Below are 19,666 nucleotides of genomic sequence, written 5' to 3'. Positions count from 1 at the left end.
CCGCTCACCGCCCGCGGACGGGGATCGTCGGCGCCGTCGGCTGCAGGTCGGGGCCGAAGAACGTGAACACCACCAGGTCCTCGGCCCCGGTGTTGACGACCTCGTGCTCGCGGGTCGCCGCGTCGTGGGTCAGCACCAGCTCGTCGCGCCCGGGCTCGCCGCCGCGCACCTCGTGGCCGGCGTACCGGCCGGTCCCGGACCACGCGAACACCGAGTAGACCCCGGGCTCGGTGAGTCGGCGCGTGCCTCCCGGCGGTACGACGAGCCGCTTCCCGGCGTACTTCGCGGTGTTGTAGAAGACCCAGCTCTCGACCGCGCCGGCGTCCGCGACCGGCTGCGGCGAGAGGTGCCGGTGCTCGTAGAACCACGGGTCCCCGTTGACCTCCCAGTCCACGAACCGCAGCGGGAACCGCTCGCCCTCGGCGTCCCGGTCCTCGCGTCGGACGTCCTTGAAGAGCAGCTCCTTGGAGATGATCCGGCCGGCGTTGAGCGCCTGGAACATCGCCAGGACATCGGAGTCCTCCTGGAGCTCCAGGGTGAGCGCGGTCCCCGGCGCGTGCAGGACGCCGGACGGCACGTGGAACCCCTCCCCGGGGACCTGCAGCTCGGCGCGGGCGTGCCGCAGGATCAGGTCGCTGTCCCAGTCGACGAGGTAGGGCAGCAGCACCTCGTGCGCGCGCTGCTCGGCGATCCACGGGTGCACGCCGAAGAACGTCTCGGGGTGCGCGCCCAGGTCGGCGCCGGGCAGGAAGTGGTACGACTCGTCCTTGGCGTGGCAGCCGACGAGGGAGGCGAACTCCTGGGGCGGGTGGACGTGGTACGGCAGCCGGTCGGCGTAGTCGAAGACCTTCGCCAGCCGACCCAGTCCCCCGTGGCTCGCGGCGTACGTCGCGCCGAGCACCGCGGCCGGGTCGGCGGCGACCGCGTCGCGCAGCAGCAGCCGCTCGCCGTGCTCCCCGACCACGTGGCTCAGGCCCTCGTCGTCGGGGCCGACGCGGTTGTCGGCCCGGGTGGTGGAGGCCAGCCACCGCTCGCAGATCGCGCCCCGCTCCCCCACGTCGTACGCGTCCTCCGGAAGCCCGAGGCGACGCCCGGGCGGCAGGAAGTCGCGCGCCACCCAGGCCGGCTCGCACCGGAGCACCCCGTCGCCGTCGGCCAGGAGCCGGTGCAGCAGGTCCCGGGCCGCCCTCATTCCTTGATCCCCGTGACCGCGATCCCCCGGACGAAGTGCCGCTGGAAGACGAGGAACACCAGGATCATCGGCAGCGTCGCGATCACCGACCCCGCGAAGAGCAGGTTCCAGTCCGTCTTGTTCTGGACGACGAACAGCGCCAGCCCCACCGGGGCGGTGGTCTTGTCCGGATCGCCCGAGGTGATCAGCAGCGGCCAGAGGAAGTCCTCCCACGCGCCCTGGAAGGTGAAGATCGCGTTGGCCGCGAGCGCCGGCAGGCACAGCGGGAGCACGACGTTCCAGAAGATGCGGAACTCGCTGGCCCCGTCGATGCGCGCGGCGTCGAGCAGCGCGTCGGGGATCGACATCATGTACTGGCGCAGCAGGAAGATGCCGAAGGCGCTGACGATGCCCGGCATGATCAGGCCCCAGTAGGAGTTCAGCCAGCCGTGGCCGCCCATCCCCATCCAGTCGTTGCCGCCGAAGAACGGGATGTGCTGGACGATGATGTAGTTCGGGATCAGGGTGATCTGGCCGGGCACCATCATCGTGGCCAGGAACAGCACGAAGATGACGTTGCGCCCCGGGAACTTCCGCTTGGCGAAGGTGTAGGCACACAGCGCGTTGAAGAACGTCTGCAGCACCGTGATCGTGATCGCCACGAAGGCGCTGTTGGCGAACCACCGCCAGTCGCCGTGCCCCTGCGACTCCTGCGACTCGGTCAGCGTCCCGACGTTGAGGAACCCCTTGTAGCCGTCGATCGTGGGGTCGTCGGGCACCCAGGTCGGGGGGTTGGCGAAGATCGTGCTCATCGGCTGGAACGACGCGCTGATCATCCACACGAACGGCGCGACGAACAGGATCGCGACCGGGGCGAGCACCAGGTAGGTCCCGAGCTTCGCCCGGCGGCTCATCTGCTCCCGGTCGCGCACCGCACCCGGACGCCGCCGCCACCCCCGGGTACGCCGGAGCCGCCGCGGCACGACCGGCTCGGCGCCGCCGACGAACCGACTCGCCACCGGCTCCTCGGTCACCCCGGTCACGACGTCGCCCCGTCCCGGAAGAGCCGCAGCTGGAACGCCGTGAACACCAGCAGCATCGCGAACAGGGCGAACGCCAGGGTGCTCGCGTAGCCCATGTCGTAGTACTTGAAGGCCCAGAGGTACATGTAGTAGACCATCGTGGTCGTCCGGTTGACCGGTCCGCCGCTGGTCATCACGAAGATCTGCGTGAAGACCTGCAGCGACCCGATGATGCCCATCACCAGCAGGAACAGCGTGGTCGGCCGCAGCAGCGGGATGGTCACGAAGCGGACCCGCTGGAAGGTCCCGGCGCCGTCGAGCTTGGCCGACTCGTAGAGCTCGTGCGGGATCGACTGCAGGCCCGCGAGGTAGATGACCATCGAGAACCCGACCCCGCTCCACACGGTCATCAGCACCACCGCGGGCATCGCGAGGTCCTTGTCGGAGAGCCACAGCAGCGGCTGGTCGATGATGTGGCCCTTGACCAGGTAGTAGTTGAACAGGCCGAAGTCGCCGTTGTAGAGCCACTTCCACAGCAGCGCCGACACCACGAACGGCGTGACCACCGGCAGGTAGTACGCCGTGCGGAACAGCGCGCGGCCGCGGAGCGGCTGGTTGAGCAGCAGCGCGAGCCCGAGCCCGATCAGCATCGTCAGCGGGACCGAGGCGCCGGTGAAGTAGAGGGTGTTGAGCACCGCCTGCACGAACCGCTCGTCGTGGACCATGTCCTCGTAGTTCTGCGTCCCGACGTACGGCTTGTCGGGCTCGATGATGCTCCAGCGGTGGAAGGTCAGGTAGAAGGCGAAGATCAGCGCCGCGAGGGTGAAGACCGAGAAGAGGATCATCCCGGGCGCCAGGAAGAGGTACGCCGACCGCTCCCGCCAGATCCGCCGCCCCAGCCGCCGGCCCCGGGACTCCCGCGGCCTCGCGGGTCGGCGCTCGTGGTCGGGGGCCGCCACGTTCCTCGGTGCCGAGGCCGTCGACATCCCTGCTCCCTGCTGTCGGAGTTGCTGGTCGAGTTGCTCGTCCGGAGCTGCTGGTCGCGACGTCCACCCGGACCGGGGAGGAGGGCCCGGACCGGGCGGACGCGCCCGGTGGCTCAGCCGCGCGAGAGGATCGCCTCGGCCTGCTGCGCCGTGTTCTCGAGAGCCTCCTCGGCGGTCTGCTCGCCGTACATCGCCTTGCCCAGCTCGTCGTTGAGGATGGTCTCGATCCGGGGCCACTTCGGGTTCGACGCCGTCGGCGCGACCCCGCAGTCCATGAGGTCGATGAAGCCCTCGAGGACCGGCTTCTCCTGGAGGATCTCCTCGCCCTCGAGCAGCGAGGTGAGCGGCGGCAGCAGCGTGCCCTCGGTCTCGTAGGTGGTCCGGGCCAGGATGTCGGGCTGGGAGAGGAACTCCATCCACAGCCAGGCGGCGTCGGCGTTCTCGGTCTGGTCCATCATCACCAGCGAGTCACCCGCGATGGAGGTCTTGCAGCCGGCCTCCCCGGACGGGAGCGGGGCGGTGGCCCACTTGCCCTCGATGTCGGGGAACTCCTCGGTGAGCGTGCCCGCGAACCAGGCGCCGGCCATGTACATCCCGACCTGACCCTCGGCGAAGGCCACCCGACCGTCCCACGAGTTGGAGTTGAGGTAGTCCGGCGGCGCGTACTGCGCGAGGTTCACGTAGTACTCCGCAGCGGTCTTGGCCTCGTCGCTGGTGAACGCGATCTCGGTGCCGTCGGGGCTCATCAGGTCGCCGCCGGCCTGGAAGAGCCAGGGCTGGAAGTAGTACGCCGACTCGGGGGCGAAGACCTCGAAGCCGTACTCGTTGGCGGACTCGTCGGTCAGCGCGGCCGCCGCGTCCTCGAACTCCTCCCAGGTGGCCGGGGGGCCCTCGATGCCGGCCTCCTCGAACCGGTCGGTCCGGTAGAAGAGCCCGGTGGTCTCACCGCCCATGGGCAGGCCCCACATCTTGTCGTCGTAGGTGACGAACAGGCGGAAGGCCTCGACGTAGTCGTCGGGCGTCACGACGTCGCTGCGCTCGATGTAGTTCACCAGGTCCACCGCCGCGCCGCGCGAGGCGTAGTCGGCGACGTCGCTGGCGTTGACGTAGGCGACGTCCGGCGCGTTGTTGCCGGCGATCCGGGTGGAGAGCACCTGCGAGGCCTGCTCGGCGGGCACGTTCTCGAACTCGATGGTGATGTTGGGGTACTTCTCGTGGAACTCGGCCGCGAGCTTCTTCCACTCCGGGGTGTTGCCCAGCCAGGAGAAGAACGTGACGGTCGTCGGCTCCGCGGGCTGCTCGACGGGACCGGGGCCCTCCCCCTTGGGCTCCTGGGGCGGGTCGTCGGAATCGCCGCCGCAGGCGGCCAGGCCCAGCGACGCGACGACGGCCAGCGTGGCGGCCGTGGCGATGCGGCGGGACGCTCGGAATCTCATCGAATCAACTCCCTCTGCTGGGTGAGCGGCAGTTCGGAGACCTCGACGCGACCCGATGCAAATCGTTTGGCTCCGTGGGGGGAGCATCCTTCCGCCCCCCGGGTTTGTCAATGGATCGACGTGGTTTGCGTCACACTCGTTGCCCGTCCCGGAGGACCGGCTCAAATCGTTTTGGGGTGCGTTACCGTACGGCTCATGCCCCGCAGCGAGTCGACCACGGCGGAGGTCGCTCCGGCCCGGGTCACGATCGCCGACGTCGCCGAGCGTGCCGGCGTCAGCCCCACCACCGTCTCCCACGTCCTGTCCGGCAAGCGGGTGGTGGGCGCCGCGACCCGGCAGACGGTCCTGGACGCGATCGACGCCCTGGGCTACCGGCCCAACCACGTCGCCCGGCACCTGCGCACGCGGCAGTCGCACATGCTCGCCGTCGTCGTCCCCGACATCACCAACCCCTTCTACGCCGTGCTGACGCGCGGGCTCGCCGACGCCGTGGACGCCGCGGGCTACGGCACGTTCGTGTGCAGCACCGACGGGCAGCACGACCGTGAGCGCAAGCTCTTCGAGGACGTGATGGACCGCGGCGTCGACGGCATCGTCTTCGCCTCGGGCGAGACCGCCTCCGAGATCCGCTTCGGCCCCGGGGAGCGGGCCACCCCGATCGTCTGCATCGGCGACCACCTCGACCACCCGCTGTGCGACGCGGTCATCCCCGACGACGAGGCCGGGTCGCGGGAGGCCGGTGCGTTCCTCGCGGAGCGCGGCTACTCCCGGATCGCGATGATCCAGGGCCCGCCCGGCTACGGCACCGCCCGGACCGCCGGGTTCCGGGCGGCGATGGAGGCGGCTGCGCACCCCGTGCCCGCCGAGCGGATGGTGCGCGGCGACTGGACCCGCAAGGGCGGCTACCAGGCGATGCAGGCCCTGATGGCGCTGCCGGAGCGACCGGACGCGGTCTTCTGCGCCAACGACCTGATGGCGATCGGCGCGCTCGACGTGGCCCACGAGCTCGGTCTCGCGGTCCCCGACGACGTGGCGGTGGTCGGCTTCGACGACGTCGACGCGGCCACCATCGTCACCCCCCAGCTGACCACGGTCCGCAACCCGGCGTACGACGTCGGGAGCACCGCGGGCGACCTGATCCTCGGCCGGATGTCCGGGCGCTACCGCGGCGCCGGGCGCACGCTGGTGCTGCCCTGCCCCCTGGTGGAGCGCGGCACCGCCTGAGCCTCCTCACCCCGCCTCGGGGAAGGTGATCACCGCCTTGACGAAGCCCGCGGGCTTGTCCCGGAGCGCGGCGAACGCCCGGTCGATCTCCGCGAGCGGGAACCGGTGGGAAACCAGCCGGTCGAGGGAGAGCCGACCCGCGGCGTGCAGCCGCATCCCCACCGCCATGCCGCGCATGATCACTCCGACGTCGCGGAAGTGCGCGTTGACCAGGTCGAAGGCCATCCAGTTCCAGAAGGCGAGCGGGATGGTGCGCTCCGCCCCCTGGTGGTAGCCGACGACCGCGATCCGCCCGCTCATCCGGGTGGTCTCGCCGCAGGCGGTCAGCGCGGCCTGGGTGCCGGTGCACTCGAGGGTCAGGTCGGCGCCGCGGCCGTCGGTCAGCGAGCGGACGACGTCGGGCAGGTGCTCCCGGGTCACGTCGACCACCCGGGTCGCCCCGAGGGCCGCGGCCCGCTCCAGCGCGTCCGCGCGGGCGTCCGCGACCACCAGCTGGCGGGGACCGCGCAGCGCGGCCAGCTGCTGGACGAGGTTGCCCATGAAGCCGGCGCCGATGACCACCACGTCGTCGCCGAGCCGGACGTCGGCGGCCTCCACGGCGTTGACCGCGCAGGCGACCGGCTCGGCGAGCGCGAGGTCGAGGGGGCCGGCCCCGGCCGGGACGCAGTACGCCGCGCGCACCGCGACGTACTCGGCGAAGCCGCGCTCGGTCACCCACGCCCCCACCCGGTCGCCGACGGCGAGGCCGGTGACGTCGGCGCCGACCTCGGCGACCACGCCGCTGACCTCGTGGCCCAGATGGCGCTCCTCCCCCGCCGGCGGCCCGGTGAGCCAGGGCTCCAGCTCGGACGCGCAGACGCCGGAGACCGCCACCCGGATCAGCACCTCGTCGGGGCGGGGCACCGGCACCGGCGCCTCGACCACCTCGAAGGCCTCCGGCCCGCGCAGCACGGCGATCCTCACGCCAGCTCCCCGTCGTGGAAGACCACGATCGAGTAGACGCCCAGCCGGTCCACGGTCACCGCGTGCACGGTGTCATTGCGGGTCAGGGCGAGAGGGGTGCGCCGGCCGTCGCTGGTCACCAGCGTGGCGTGCTCCCGGGCCTTCGGCAGCGCGACCCGCAGGGGTACGTCGGGCACCGCCCGGACCGCGTCGGCCGCCGGGTCGTAGTCGTGGTTCACCAGGTGCAGCGCGTAGGACCCGTCGGCCAGCTGCTGGAGGTTCGCGGCGACCGACGCGGTCGTGTCGACCTGGCGGCCGTGCGGCAGCAGCTCGTTGAGGGCGTCGTGCCGGGCGGTGCGCACCCGGTCGTGGCGGGGCAGGGTCGCGGCGACCCGGTCGGTGACCACGACCGTGCCACCGCCTGCCAGGTAGCTCGCCACCGCGTCGGCCTGGGCGTCGGTGAGGGCGTGGACGTCGGGGAGCACCACGGTGGAGTAGCGCGCCAGCGCGTCGGCCGCCGCCCGATCGGGGGCGGTGACGCCGTCGGCCCAGATCACCACGTCGAAGGGCACCGACGCGCCGGCGAGGGTGCCGGTCACGACGCGGTAGGGCACCACGACCGACGCGTCGCGCCGGTTGGTGGTGTTGTCGCTCGCGTCGGCCCGGCCGATCAGCTCGCGGGTGGACTCGACGCTGAACACCACCGCGACGTCGTTGGCGGTCGGCCGCGCGATCAGGTGCTCGTGGTCGGCGAGGAACGCCTGGATCTCGGTGGCCAGCCCGTGCGGGGCGTAGAAGGAGTCCTCGATGACGCTGCCCAGCCACGAGCCGTACGGCACCGACATGGAGACGCCGTGGGCGGCGGCCTCGAAGAGCGAGAGCCGGAACAGGTCGTGCCCCCGGCCCTCGGCCAGCATCCCGATCAGCTCGGGCACCACCCCGCCGTACGGGTTCTCCACGACGACCACGTCCTTGTCGTCGCCGGCGAAGGCCGCGACGTAGCGGTACCACTCCGGCTGGCGGTACGTCGTGTTGCGCATCTCGGTGATCACCAGGTCGACGTCGTCGGCGAGCGCGAGGTACATCGGCTCGAGGTTGAAGAAGTTGCCGGAGACGATGACGTCGCGCCCCAGCGAGCGGCCGTACGCGCGCGCGTAGTCGGCGAGCTCGGCGAAGTACTGCTTGATCGCGAGGCACTGGAAGGCGTAGTAGTCGCCGAACAGCGGCGTCGACTCCCGGCCCTCCTTGAAGTCGAAGCCGCGCTCGAGCAGCCAGTCGCCGTAGTGGAACGTCGCGAGGTCGACCCCGTCGAGGGCCGGGTCGAGCTCCGCGAGCCCCTGCAGGTGGGCGCGGAAGCCCGCCATGCAGTCCCGGCAGAAGCACGCGCCGTACTGGAAGGCGCCCATCGGGAGCTCGGCCTCGTCGAGCTGGATGCCGTCGGCGCCGGCGTCCAGCTGGATCCGGATGACCGCCTTGAGGTACTCGCGCCAGACCGGGTTGTTGCGGTCCATGTAGTAGCACCGGTGCTCGCGGTCGGGGCACTCCACCCAGTGCGCGTGGCACGGCTGCTGGTGGATGTCGCGGACCACGCACTCCTCGACCAGGTCGGTCACCGGCTCGCCGGCGGAGTTGACCAGGCCGTCCGGGAAGTAGTGCTCGACCGGCTTCCAGAGCCGCGGGTAGCGGTTCGAGGAGAACTCCCGCAGCCCCAGCCAGTCGCGCTTGCCGACGCCGCGGAGCTCGTTGAGCGCCAGCACCTCGTCCTCGTCCTCGCTGAGCTCCACGGGGAACTCCCAGCCCTGCGCCTCGAAGACGATGCCAAGCACCGCGATGCCCCGCTCGTGGCAGGCGGCGATGAGCTCGCTGTCGTTGACGAACCCGTAGAACCGCGAGCGGGCGTCGACCGGGCCGAACGCCTCCTGCTCCAGGTACGGCAGGGACAGCGAGCCGCCGCCCATCGCGGCCCACACCAGCACGGTGGCGCGGTAGTCGACCAGGTCGTCGACCATCCGCAGCCGCCGCGGCGGCAGGCTCGGGTGGTAGCAGAGCTGGCGGGGGAACCAGGCGTCGAAGTACACACCGCGGTGCATGGGCAGGCCTTCCTGGTCAGACGTCGACGTACGGGGCGAGGGTGCGGTGCGCGAGGGCGAGGCCGCGGTGGACGCGGTCGGGGTCGCCGCTCCAGACCGGGTCCTCGTGCTCGACGGAGACCACGCCGTCGTACCCGGCCTGGAAGAGGGTGTCGACCACCCGGCGCCAGTCGACCTCGCCGAGCCCGGGGATCCGGTAGCGCCACCACCCGCTGGTCCAGGGCTGCTTGTCGAGCACCTGCCCGAACACGCCGTACCGGTCGCGGGCGGCGGGGTAGATCTCGATGTCCTTGGCCTGGACGTGGAGGACCCGGTCGGCGTGCGCCTCGAGGGCCGCGACCGGGTCGATGCCGAGCCAGACCAGGTGGGACGGGTCGTAGTTGAGCCAGAGGCCCAGGTCGGCCATCCACCCCCACAGCTCGGGCGAGTAGGCCAGGTTGGCCGGGTAGCCGTCCGGGTGCCAGCCCTCCATCGGGCAGTTCTCGATCACCAGGCGTACGCCGCGTGCCGCGGCGTGCTCGACGAGCGGGGGCAGCACCTTCTCGGCCAGCCGCAGGTTCTCCGCGACGGTGCGGGAGACGTCGCGGCCCACGAAGGTGCCGACCAGGCCCACGCCGAGCAGCTGCGCGGCGTCGATGCAGCGGCGGAGGTGCTCGTGGGTGTCCGCGCGGACCGCCTCGTCCTCGTGCAGGTTGTTCTCGTAGTAGGCGAGCGCCGAGATCTCGACCCCGTGGCCGTCGAGCAGCGCACGGACCCGGTCGGCCGCGGCGGCGTCCAGGGCCTCGACGTCGAGGTGGCTGGCCTCCCAGTCGCGGCCGGGACGGTCCGGCCACGCCGCGACCTCCAGCGCGGCGTACCCGTGGGCGCCCGCCCACGCGGCGACGTCCGCGAGGGACTCGCCGGGCAGGCAGGCGGTGAGGAACCCGAGCCTCACGTGCTCGCCGGGACGTTCGCGTAGTCATTGCCGGCCAGGTCCCGGCCGCGGGCCAGCCAGATCCGCCAGCCCTCGTTCTGCGGGACGTCCTGCATCTTCACCGAGGACGGGAAGTAGCGCATCGTGTAGCCGGTGCGCCGGATCTCGCTGGTGTTGGGCTTCGCGCCGTGCACGATCCGGCCGTCGTGCATCGAGAACTCGCCCCGCTCGAGCTCGAAGTAGACCGCCTTGTCCTCGTCGACGCCGGTCAGGCCGGCGTGGAAGGTCTGCTCGGTGATGTCGGTCGGCTCGTACCCCTCGGAGAAGCCGCCGCCGAGGTGCGAGCCGGGGATCACCCGCATGCAGCCGTTCTCCTTGAAGGAGCCCTCCTCCAGCGCCAGCCAGATCGTCACGATGCTGTCGTAGCTGTCGAAGCGGCCCTCCCAGAACGCGCTGTCCTCGTGCCACGGGGTGGCCCGGCCGGTGAACGGGTCCTTGGAGATGAAGTGGCTCGACCACAGCGCGATGTCGGGGCCGACGAGCGGCTCGATCCAGTCGAGCACCTCGTCGGAGAGCAGGTAGTCCAGCAGCCGGGCGTCGCGGTAGTGGGGAGTGTCCAGCTCGTCGGAGAGCTTGTCGCCCTTGTCGGCGAGGTGCTCGTTGAAGATCTGCTCCAGCCGGACCAGCCGCTCCTCGGAGAGCAGCCGGCGGCCGGGGAGCAGGTAGCCGTTCTCGCGGAAGAACGCGATGTCGCGGTCGGTCAGGGTCTCGGTCATCTGCGTGCCTTTCGGGATCATGGGTCGAGGTGGGTTCAGGAGCGCTCGAGGGCGCGGATGATCTCGACGAAGAGCCCCATGTCCTCGACGTAGTCCTCGGCGCTGGTCTTCGGGGTGCCGCCCGTGGTGACGACCTCGTGGAAGTGCTCGAGCTCGTAGGTGTAGGGGTCCTTGAGGTGCGGCCGGCGCACCGACCGCTCGTAGGAGTCGCCGTCGGTGAGCTCGAGGTGCAGGGTGGTCGGGAAGTGCCGGACGTACGGCGTGTCGTACTGGACCCGCATCGTCCCGCTGGCGCCGTACACCTCGAGGTAGGTGTCGTAGCGCAGCTGGGAGTCGACACCGGTCTCGTAGGTGACCACGAAGTCGCCGTAGTCGAGCAGCGCGACGACGTACGCGCCGCTGCGCCACATCGTCGCCGCCGCCACCTTCTGGGGCTTTCCCAGCAGCTCCCGCATGGCCGACAGGTCGTGGCTGCCCAGGCCGCAGAGCAGCCCGTAGGTCCACTCCAGCTCCTGGGGGACCTCGCCCAACGCCTCCCTGACCAGCACCGCCCGGCGGGCCCACTTGGCCTCGATCGCCTCCGGCGGGACGTCGTCGGGGCGGTCGACGTACGCCGTCTGGTCGACGATCAGCCGGTTCTCGCCGATCACGTCGTGGACCCGGGCGTAGCGGAGCTCGCCCAGCTCGGGCAGCCGCGCCACCGCCTCGGTGAACGCGGGCGCGAACCGGCGCATGTAGGCCACCATCACGGTCTTGCCCGACCGGTCCCGGGCGGCGATGATCTCCTCCGCCTCGCGGGGGCTCAGGCACATCGGCTTCTCGACCAGCACGTGGATCCCGGCGTCCAGGGCCGCGACCGCGCACTCGGCGTGGTACTCGTCGCTGTTCAGCACCAGGACGCAGTCCAGCCCGCCGGCGGCGACCAGCTCGTGCACGTCGGTGTAGCCGCGCGGGACCCGGTAGCGGTCCCCCAGCCGCTTGATCAGGCCCGGCGAGATGTCGCAGATCGCGGCCAGCTCGAAGTGGTGCGGCATCGACTCGAGGATCGGCAGGTGGATGACCTGGGCGACCTCGCCCAGGCCGATCACGCCGACACGCAGCTTGCTCACGGGGGGTCCCTCTCGGTGTGGGGAAGGGGGGTCAGACGGGGGTCCAGGTCGCGCCGGACGCCGAGGACCGCTCCACGGCGTCGAGCACCCGCTGCACCTGCAGGCCGTCGGCGAAGGAGGGGGTCGGCGGGGTGCCGGTCGCGACGTCGCGCACGAAGTCGGCGATCTCGTGCACGAAGGTGTGCTCGTAGCCGAGCCCGTGGCCGGGGGGCCACCAGGCGCCGGCGTAGGGGTGGTCGGGCTCGGTGACCAGGACCCGCCGGAAGCCGGCGTCGGCCGCCGGCGTCGTGGCGTCGTACACGTGCAGCTCGTTCATCGCCTCGAAGTCGAAGGCGACGCTGCCCGCGGAGCCGTTGACCTCGATCCGCATCGCGTTCTTGCGGCCGGTGGCGAAGCGGGTGGCCTCGTACGTCGCGAGCGCGTCGCCGTCCGTGCGGCCCAGGAAGACCGCGGCGTCGTCGACGGTGACCTCCCCGGTCTCGGCGCCCCCGCGCGCGCTGAGGCCCGAGGTCGACTCCGCCAGCGGCCGGCGCTCGACGAACCGGGCGAGGTGGCCCGCGACCTCGGTGAGCCGCTGGCCGGTCAGGAACTGGGAGAGGTCGACGATGTGCGCGCCGATGTCGCCCAGCGCGCCGGACCCGGCCTTCTCCTTCCGCAGGCGCCAGACCAGCGGGAACTCCGGGTCCACGATCCAGTCCTGGAGGTACTGGGCGCGGATGTGGCGGACCGTCCCGACCCTCCCGTCCGCGACCAGGCGCCGGGCCTGCGCCAACGCCGGGGTGCGCCGGTAGCTGAACCCGACCGAGGAGAGGACCCCGCGCTCCTGGGCCGCCTCGGCGGCCGCCGTCATCGCCTCGGCCTCCGCGACCGTGTTGGCGAGCGGCTTCTCGCACAGCACGTGCTTGCCGGCCGCCAGGGCGGCGAGCGCGATCTCGGCGTGGGTGTCGCCGGGGGTGCAGATGTCGACGACCTGCACGTCCTCGCGGTCGAGGACCGTGCGCCAGTCGGTGCTCCAGCCGGCCCAGCCCAGCCGGTCGGCGGCCGCCCGGGTCGCGGACCCGGTGCGCCCGCAGACGACGCTCATCTCGGGACGGGCGGGCAGGTCGAAGAACCGGTGCGCGGTGCGCCAGCCCTGGGAGTGGGCCGCCCCCATGAACGCGTACCCGACCATCGCGACCCCCAGGGTCGGGCGGGCCGGGTCGGGCTGCTCGTCCATGGCCCTCCTCCGGGCGCAAATCGGTTTGGTTCCCGCACGCTAGGCGTTGCCGACCCTGGGGTCAACGCTCACGGCAGGGCCGCCATCCGCTCGAGGAACAATGCGCGGAACGCGTCCGCCTCGACCGCGACCGCGATCCGGCAGTTCGGCTCCGGCGGGTCCGCCCAGATCAGCAGGTCGGCGATGGCCACCCCGCGCGCCACCCGCCCGACCGTCTCGACGGCGACGTGGGCGTCCAGCCACATCACCAGGTCGGGGCGGGTCACCACCGCCACGGCGAGCGGGTCGTGCAGTGCGCAGCTGCCCTGCTCGAGCAGGTCCCCCGGCTTGACCCGCTCCTGGAAGTCGATCCAGGCGGCGGTGTGCTGGGCGGCGATCCGGCCGAACTCCCCGCCCTGCGCGAGCGCCCGGGCGTCCGCGCGGCTCAGCCGCACCCGGCGGGTCACGTCGAGGCCGACCAGGCGCAGCGGCACCCCGCTGTCCAGCACCGCCTGGGCGGCCGCGGGGTCGCACCAGAAGTTGTACTCGCCGGGCATCGCGGCGACGTTCGTGTGCTCCAGGAAGACGCCGCCCATCACGACGATCTCGCGGACGGCGGGCGCGACGTCCGCCGAGACGGCGAGGGCCGCGGCGACGTTGGTCAGGGGGCCGATCGCGACCACGGTGAGCTCGCCGGGCTCGGCCAGCACCCGGCGGGCGATCTCCTCGGCCGCGTCGCGGTCGACGGGGGCACCCTGGACGACGGGCAGGTCGTCACGACCGAGCACGGCGAGCAGCTCGCGGGTGAGCCGGGTCGAGGTCTCGACGTCGCTGTTGCCGCCCACGGTCGTGACCACCTCGACGCACAGGCCGGGGTCGGCGAGGGCGAGCGCGAGCGCGAAGCCGTCGTCGATGTCCGACCCCGGCGCGCCCATCGCGAGGTCGGTGTCCAGGATGATCCGGACCGGCCCTCCGGTCAGCGGCTCGCCCACAGCAGGCCCCGCCCGGTCAGCGTGCGGACGTCGGGCTGGTCGAGGTCCTCGAGCTTGTGGCCGAGGGTCGAGACGAACACCTTCCCGCGGCCCCACCGGCGGGTCCAGACGGCGGGGCAGGTCACCGCGTCGCGCCACGGCGTACCGTCGGCGGGCTGGAACGTCGTGGTCGCCAGCACGTCGTTCAGCTCGTCGGTCAGGACCCAGTACTGCTCGGTGTTCATCGACCAGCGCGGGCTCAGGCCGGCCACCAGCTCGTGGTCGGCCCGCTCCGGGCGCACCTCGACGTCGTACGCCACGAACCCGCCGGGGTGGGCGGCCCACTGCCCGCCGGTGAGGTGGAGGTAGTCGGGCGACCCGCGGAAGGAGTCGCAGACCCCGCCGTGCCAGCCCGCCAGGCCGGTCCCGGCGGCGACCGCGGCCGAGAGCCCGAGCACCTGCTCGTCCGTCGCGACGCCTTGGGTGTAGCACTGCAGGACCAGGTCCGTCGCCGCCATCCGCTCGGCGTCGGCGTACACCTCCGGCCCGTCGTGGACGTCGACGGCGCAGCCGTGCTCCTCGAGGAACGGGATGAAGCGCTCCGTGGCCTCGACCGGGCGGTGGCCCTCCCAGCCGCCCCGGACGACCAGGACCCGGCGGGCGTGCGTGCTGTCCATGCGACTCCTTCGGCGGCGGGACGGCGACGCGCGCCACGCTAGCCAAACGATTTGGGAGGCGCCAGAGGAGTTGCTCCAAATCCTTTTGCTCGGCACCGATGCGTTCTACGGTGCAGGAACCACTTCACGACGGATCGTCCGGCACGTGCCTGCCGGTGAAGGGACGTGAGCGATGTCTGCTGTCACCTACCAGCACGCGGAGTGCGTCTACCCGGGGGCGGACGCGCCGGCCGTGGACGACCTGAACCTCGAGATCGGCGACGGGGAGTTCATGGTCCTCGTCGGCCCGTCGGGGTGCGGGAAGTCCACGTCGCTGCGGATGCTCGCAGGGCTGGAGGAGGTGGCGTTCGGGACGATCCACATCGGCGACCGCGACGTCACGAACCTGCCGCCGAAGGACCGCGACATCGCGATGGTCTTCCAGAACTACGCGCTCTACCCGCACATGAGCGTCGCCGAGAACATGGCCTTCGCGCTGAAGATGGCCGGGGTCAGCAAGGCCGAGCGGATGGTCCGGGTCAAGGAGGCCGCCGCGCTGCTGGACCTTGAGGACTACCTCGACCGGAAGCCCAAGGCGCTCTCCGGCGGCCAGCGGCAACGGGTCGCGATGGGCCGCGCCATCGTGCGGCAGCCGCAGGTGTTCTGCATGGACGAGCCGCTCTCCAACCTCGACGCCAAGCTGCGGGTCTCCACCCGCACCCAGATCGCCGCGCTGCAGCAGCGGCTGGGCATCACCACGGTCTACGTCACCCACGACCAGGTCGAGGCGATGACGATGGGCGACCGGGTCGCGGTGCTCAAGGACGGGCTGCTCCAGCAGGTCGACACCCCGCTCGCGCTCTACGACAAGCCCGCCAACCTCTTCGTCGCCGGCTTCATCGGCTCACCGGCGATGAACCTGCTCTCCGCGAAGACCGCCGGGGACGGCACCGCCACGGTCGACGGGTTCGCGATCCCGATCGACCGGGAGGCCGCGGCCCGGTCGACCGGCGACATCACCCTCGGCGTACGTCCCGAGTCGTGGCGGCTCGCCGCCGACGGCGAGGACGGCTACCCGGTCACGGTCGCCGTCGTCGAGGAGCTCGGCGCCGACGCCTTCCTCTACGCCACCCCGACCGAGCCGGCCGCCGACGCCTCCGGCGGCGAGCTGCTCCGCCAGGTCGTCGCCCGCGTCGACGCCCGGATGTCGCTCACCAAGGGCGAGGTCGTCCGCCTCACCACCACCGCCGACAAGGTGCACGTCTTCGACACCACCACCGGCGCCCGCCTCACCCCCTGACCCCCGGAGCTGTGGAGAAGATCGCCGAGTCGGCGCACATGTGCGCCGACTCGACGTGCAACTCACGCCGACTCGGCGGGAATGTCCGCTACCAGGCCAGCAGACCGTGCTCGTCCTGCAGGGTCCCGGTGGGTCCGTCGGGGCCGAGGGTGGCGAGCCGTACGACGGTCCTGGCGCTCTCCTCGACCGGGCGCCCGCCGCCCATGGCGGCGGTCATGTCGGTCGCGGTGAACCCCGGCTCGAGCGCGTTGAACCTGATGCCCGGCTCCGCCTTGGCGTACTGGACGGTGAGCATGGTCGCCGCCGACTTGGAGGCCGCGTAGAGGGCTGCGGGGACGCCGTACTCCATGCGCTCGGGGTTGGTGACCGCCCAGAACGAGCCCATGCTGCTGGAGATCGTGACCACCGCCGGGCGGTCCGACCTGCGCAGGAGCGGGAGCGCCGCCTCGGTGACCCGGACGAGGCCGACCGCGTTCGTGTCGAAGACCCGGAGCGCCGTCGGCCCGTCCATGTCGTACCCGAGGATGCCGGCGTTGTTCACGAGGACGTCGAGGCATCCCTCGGCGGCGTCGATCTCGGCGAGCGCCGCGGTCACCGAGTCGTCGTCGGTCACGTCGAGCTGCACGAATCGTGCGCCCAGTGCCGCCGCAGCCTCCCGGCCCCGGTCGGGGTCGCGGGCCCCGAGGTAGACGACGTGCCCGAGCTCCAGCAGCTGCCTGGCGGTCTCGAAGCCGATTCCCTTGTTCGCGCCGGTGATCAGCGTGACGGTCATGGTGGTCCTTCCGTGTGGTGGCCCAAGCGGGCGACCACGACGCTAGGGACGCGTACGCCGGCCAGACAGAGCCCTGCCGAGCCGGGGGTCCGGGGAGACCCCCCAGCGGCACGCGGCGGCTCGGCGCGCCTAGCGCCTCGCCAGGGCCAGGTTGCGGACCAGCTCCTCGCGGCTCTGTCCGTCGACGTGGTGGCGCCACATCGGCGTACCGGGGGCACTGCGCCACGACTCGCTCAGCGGGCTGTTGTCGACCGCGTCGAAGCCGAGGTCGTCGTAGAAGCGGGTCACCAGCTCGACGGCGTCCGGGTGGTCGCTCGAGACCACCAGCGCCTTGCGGTCGGGGGCACCCGCCGGCCTGGCCAGCCGGACCACGGCGGGCAGCCTGTCGCTGGGGACCCGGATCTGCGAGCGCTCGTGGAACTGGACGTGGCTGAACGCCTTCACGACCTTGGAGGCAGGCAGCTGCGCCTGGCGCAGCTCGTGGACCGTCATCCGGCCGGAGTCGACCTCGGGAAAGCTCCCGTCGCGCCAGGCCATGTAGTTGTTGTTGTCGATCACGACCTTCCCCGCGAGCTCCTCGACCGGCAGCCGGTCGCCGGGTGCGTACGGGAACGCGAGGAAGGCGAAGTCCGATGCCGCCGCGGCGTCCGCCGAGTACGCCGCGCGCGCCCGCGGACCCAGGTCGCTCACCAGGGCCGTCAACGTCTCCGGCCCCCGCGAGTTGGCGATCACGACGTCGTAGCCGGCCGCGACCGACACCCGGGCCAGTGTGCTCCCGGCCTGGCCGGCGCCGAGGATGCCGATGGTGGTCATAGTGGTCCTCCTGCTCGTCGGACTGCTCGTCGTACTGGTTCGCCGGAGCTGGGGCGGTCAGGCCGTGGCCGGCCGGACCGCGGGCTGGGTGCCGAGCGCGGGGAGGCCGGCGGAGGCCAGGAGGCTGAGCTTCTCCTCGTCGGCGGAGCCGGCGTCGGGGTGGTAGACCACGAGCATCAGGTCCGCGGGGCCACCGATGCTCAGCCGCTCCCGGTTGAGGGTGAGCTCCCCGACCTGCGGGTGGTCGAAGCGGATCGGCGTCCCGACCTGTCCGCGCACCTCGTGGCGGGCCCAGAGCTGGCGGAACCGGGGGCTGGCCAGCGAGAGCTCACCGGTCAGCTCGATGAACCGGGGGTCGTCGATGTCGGAGCCCACGGCCTGTCGCAGGGCCGCGATGAAGCACGCCGTCATCGCCTCCCAGTCCGGGTAGTAGGCCTGCTCGGCAGGATCGAGGAAGAAGGCGCGGAGCTGGTTGCCCCCGACGACCAGTCCCGGCGAGAGCGCGGTGGCCAGGTCGTTGGCGGCCAGGATGTCGAAGTAGCGCCCCTCGATGAAGGCGGGCTGGGCGAGCGAGTCCAGGAGCTTCAGGGCACCGGGCGGGACGACCTCCCTGCGCCGACGGGCCTGGCGCCTGCGGGGGGCGTCCGCGGCCAGCGCCAGCAGGTGGGCGAGGTGCTCGTCGTCGAGCTGCAGGACGCGGGCGATCGACTCCAGGACCTGGACCGACGGGCGGCGGTCGCGGCCGCGCTCCAGGCGCAGGTAGTAGTCCGCACTGATGCCGGCGAGCATCGCCACCTCCTCGCGCCGCAGGCCCGGGACCCGACGTACGCCGATGTCCGGGATGCCGGCCTGCTGCGGGGTCACCAGCGCGCGCCGCGCACTCAGGAAGGCGCCCAGGGGGTTGGTCTGCTCGCTCACGGATCGATCGTAGGTCGCGGCGGCGCGTCGAGAGGGGGTCCTGTCGCACCCCCGGCTGACCAGGGCTCTGGGCCGCCCCGGCTGCCGTGCCTAGCGTCCGGACTGCCCGTCCGGGCCAGCACCCACCTCCCACTGAAGGACAGCAACCGTGACCAGCACGACCACGTCGGCCGAGGCGCCGACCACCGACGTCCCGGCCTCCTGGGCCGGGGTCGTCTCCCTCGGCCTGGGGATCTTCGCCATCGTCATGTCGGAGTTCCTCCCCGCCAGTCTGCTCCCCCTCATCGCCGACGACCTGGACGTGTCGACGGGCGTCGCCGGCCAGGCCGTCAGCGTGACCGCCCTGGCCGCCGCCCTGGCCGCGCTCCTCATCTCCGTGGTCCTGCCGCACGCGGACCGACGGCGGGTGATGATCGGCCTGACCCTCCTCGCCGTCGTCTCCAACCTGGTCGTCGCGGTGGCGCCCAGCCTCGTCGTGCTCCTGGCGGCGCGGATCCTGCTCGGGGTGGCGCTGGGCGGGTTCTGGGCGATGGCCACCGCGATGGCCGCGCACCTCGTCCACGCCGACCACCTCGGCCGGGCGCTCACGGTGATCAACTCCGGCGTCGCCCTCGCCGCCATCACCGCGGTGCCCGTGGGCGCCTGGCTCGGCGACGTCTGGGGCTGGCGGCCGGTCTTCGTGCTCGCGGCCGGCGTCGCCGTGCTCGCCCTGGTCGTGCAGGCCGCGACGCTGCCGCACGTCGTACCCACGACGGCGAGCGGGCTCCGGGCCCTCGGCTCGGTGCTGCGGTCCGGCGTCGTCCTCGTCGGCCTGGTCGCGATCCTGCTCGTCTTCAGCGGCCACTTCAGCGGCTTCACCTACATCCGACCGGCCGCGGAGAGCATGTCCGGGATCGACTCCGGAGCGTTCGCCGGGCTGCTGCTCGTGTTCGGCCTCGCGAACGTCGTCGGCACGGTGCTCAGCGGTCCCCTGGCCGACCGCGCACCGCGCGCGGGGCTGCTGCTGTTCCCGGCCGCGGTCGGCACCGGGCTGCTGCTCATGTTCGCCATCGGCAGCTCGGTCACCGGGCTGTTCGTCGCCGCGGCGATCTGGGGCCTCGGGTTCGGCGGCGTCCCGACGACGGTCCTCGCCTGGGGCGCCCGGACCGAGCCGACCAGGCTCGAGCAGGTCGGCGGCGTCATCGTGACGGTCTGCAACCTGGCCATCGCCGTCGGCGCGGTCGTGGGCGGGCTCCTCGTGGACGAGGTCTCGTCGAGCTGGCCCCTGCTCGTCGGCGGCGTCGCCGCGATCCTCGGCGCCGTCGCCCTGACGGCCTGCGGCAGCGCGCCTAGGCATCACACGTAGGGTGCGCCGCCGCGCGCCGCCGAGTGG

18 protein-coding genes are annotated in these 19,666 nt (G+C 72.1%); 3 read left to right on the top strand and 15 right to left on the bottom strand.

Annotated elements, in window-relative coordinates:
• Positions 1–4: 4 nt before the first annotated feature.
• The 4 genes from H4O22_RS00955 to H4O22_RS00940 all read right to left on the bottom strand — a co-directional run bounded on the left by H4O22_RS00955 (position 5) and on the right by H4O22_RS00940 (position 4,615).
• Positions 5–1,192, bottom strand: a complete 1,188-nt coding sequence (locus H4O22_RS00955) for a cupin domain-containing protein (RefSeq protein WP_182525265.1) — start codon at positions 1,190–1,192, stop codon at positions 5–7.
• Complete coding sequence (locus H4O22_RS00950) at positions 1,189–2,214, bottom strand: carbohydrate ABC transporter permease (protein ID WP_182525264.1); 1,026 nt, start codon at positions 2,212–2,214, stop codon at positions 1,189–1,191. Before H4O22_RS00950 ends, H4O22_RS00955 begins: the two co-directional genes overlap by 4 nt.
• Positions 2,211–3,179 carry a carbohydrate ABC transporter permease gene (locus tag H4O22_RS00945; RefSeq protein ID WP_182525263.1) on the bottom strand — a complete coding sequence of 323 codons (969 nt, stop codon included), beginning with the start codon at positions 3,177–3,179 and terminating at the stop codon, positions 2,211–2,213. The genes H4O22_RS00950 and H4O22_RS00945 overlap by 4 nt, the downstream gene beginning before the upstream one ends.
• A 113-nt stretch (positions 3,180–3,292) precedes the next feature.
• Positions 3,293–4,615 (bottom strand): ABC transporter substrate-binding protein, encoded by a 1,323-nt coding sequence (locus H4O22_RS00940; protein ID WP_182525262.1) that lies wholly within the window; start codon positions 4,613–4,615, stop codon positions 3,293–3,295.
• A 195-nt stretch (positions 4,616–4,810) separates the two neighbouring features.
• Between H4O22_RS00940 and H4O22_RS00935 the strand changes: the two genes are divergently transcribed.
• Positions 4,811–5,839 (top strand): LacI family DNA-binding transcriptional regulator, encoded by a 1,029-nt coding sequence (locus H4O22_RS00935; protein WP_182525261.1) that lies wholly within the window; start codon positions 4,811–4,813, stop codon positions 5,837–5,839.
• Between the two features lie 6 nt (positions 5,840–5,845).
• On the opposite strand, the gene H4O22_RS00930 is transcribed toward H4O22_RS00935, so the two are convergent.
• From H4O22_RS00930 to H4O22_RS00895, 8 genes are all read right to left on the bottom strand, one after another.
• Complete coding sequence (locus H4O22_RS00930; protein ID WP_182525260.1) at positions 5,846–6,802, bottom strand: zinc-binding dehydrogenase; 957 nt, start codon at positions 6,800–6,802, stop codon at positions 5,846–5,848.
• A complete protein-coding gene (locus tag H4O22_RS00925) occupies positions 6,799–8,871 on the bottom strand; it encodes a type 1 glutamine amidotransferase family protein (protein ID WP_182525259.1) in 2,073 nt (690 codons plus the stop codon). The genes H4O22_RS00930 and H4O22_RS00925 overlap by 4 nt, the downstream gene beginning before the upstream one ends.
• A gap of 16 nt (positions 8,872–8,887) precedes the next feature.
• On the bottom strand, positions 8,888–9,805 hold the full coding sequence (locus H4O22_RS00920) for a sugar phosphate isomerase/epimerase family protein (RefSeq protein WP_182525258.1): 918 nt from the start codon (positions 9,803–9,805) through the stop codon (positions 8,888–8,890).
• The gene (locus H4O22_RS00915) at positions 9,802–10,560 is read right to left on the bottom strand and encodes a phytanoyl-CoA dioxygenase family protein (RefSeq protein WP_182525257.1); all 759 of its coding nucleotides are present in this window, start codon (positions 10,558–10,560) and stop codon (positions 9,802–9,804) included. Before H4O22_RS00915 ends, H4O22_RS00920 begins: the two co-directional genes overlap by 4 nt.
• Before the next feature lie 35 nt (positions 10,561–10,595).
• Positions 10,596–11,669, bottom strand: a complete 1,074-nt coding sequence (locus tag H4O22_RS00910) for a Gfo/Idh/MocA family oxidoreductase (RefSeq protein ID WP_182525256.1) — start codon at positions 11,667–11,669, stop codon at positions 10,596–10,598.
• Positions 11,670–11,700: 31 nt separating this feature from the next.
• Positions 11,701–12,885, bottom strand: coding sequence for a Gfo/Idh/MocA family protein (locus H4O22_RS00905; RefSeq protein ID WP_220451237.1), 1,185 nt, complete (start codon positions 12,883–12,885; stop codon positions 11,701–11,703).
• Positions 12,886–12,953: 68 nt separating this feature from the next.
• Positions 12,954–13,856, bottom strand: coding sequence for a nucleoside hydrolase (locus H4O22_RS00900; protein ID WP_182525255.1), 903 nt, complete (start codon positions 13,854–13,856; stop codon positions 12,954–12,956).
• Positions 13,841–14,512 carry a ThuA domain-containing protein gene (locus tag H4O22_RS00895; RefSeq protein WP_182525254.1) on the bottom strand — a complete coding sequence of 224 codons (672 nt, stop codon included), beginning with the start codon at positions 14,510–14,512 and terminating at the stop codon, positions 13,841–13,843. Before H4O22_RS00895 ends, H4O22_RS00900 begins: the two co-directional genes overlap by 16 nt.
• Positions 14,513–14,684: 172 nt before the next feature.
• Between H4O22_RS00895 and H4O22_RS00890 the strand changes: the two genes are divergently transcribed.
• Positions 14,685–15,791 (top strand): ABC transporter ATP-binding protein, encoded by a 1,107-nt coding sequence (locus H4O22_RS00890; RefSeq protein WP_182525253.1) that lies wholly within the window; start codon positions 14,685–14,687, stop codon positions 15,789–15,791.
• Positions 15,792–15,879: 88 nt separating this feature from the next.
• On the opposite strand, the gene H4O22_RS00885 is transcribed toward H4O22_RS00890, so the two are convergent.
• The 3 genes from H4O22_RS00885 to H4O22_RS00875 form a co-directional block, all read right to left on the bottom strand.
• On the bottom strand, positions 15,880–16,563 hold the full coding sequence (locus H4O22_RS00885; RefSeq protein WP_182525252.1) for an SDR family NAD(P)-dependent oxidoreductase: 684 nt from the start codon (positions 16,561–16,563) through the stop codon (positions 15,880–15,882).
• A 129-nt stretch (positions 16,564–16,692) separates the two neighbouring features.
• Entirely contained in the window at positions 16,693–17,376 is a 684-nt protein-coding gene (locus H4O22_RS00880; protein WP_182525251.1) for an NADPH-dependent F420 reductase, read from the bottom strand.
• Between the two features lie 57 nt (positions 17,377–17,433).
• The gene (locus H4O22_RS00875) at positions 17,434–18,294 is read right to left on the bottom strand and encodes a helix-turn-helix domain-containing protein (protein ID WP_182525250.1); all 861 of its coding nucleotides are present in this window, start codon (positions 18,292–18,294) and stop codon (positions 17,434–17,436) included.
• A 148-nt stretch (positions 18,295–18,442) separates the two neighbouring features.
• On the opposite strand from H4O22_RS00875, the gene H4O22_RS00870 reads away from it, so the two are divergent.
• Positions 18,443–19,639 (top strand): MFS transporter, encoded by a 1,197-nt coding sequence (locus tag H4O22_RS00870; RefSeq protein ID WP_244963055.1) that lies wholly within the window; start codon positions 18,443–18,445, stop codon positions 19,637–19,639.
• Positions 19,640–19,666 lie beyond the last annotated feature (27 nt).

Source organism: Nocardioides dongkuii (assembly GCF_014127485.1).
Lineage (GTDB): Bacteria > Actinomycetota > Actinomycetes > Propionibacteriales > Nocardioidaceae > Nocardioides > Nocardioides dongkuii.
The sequence above is the reverse complement of the archived record's forward strand: the minus strand, read 5'-3'. Positions and strand labels throughout refer to the sequence as shown.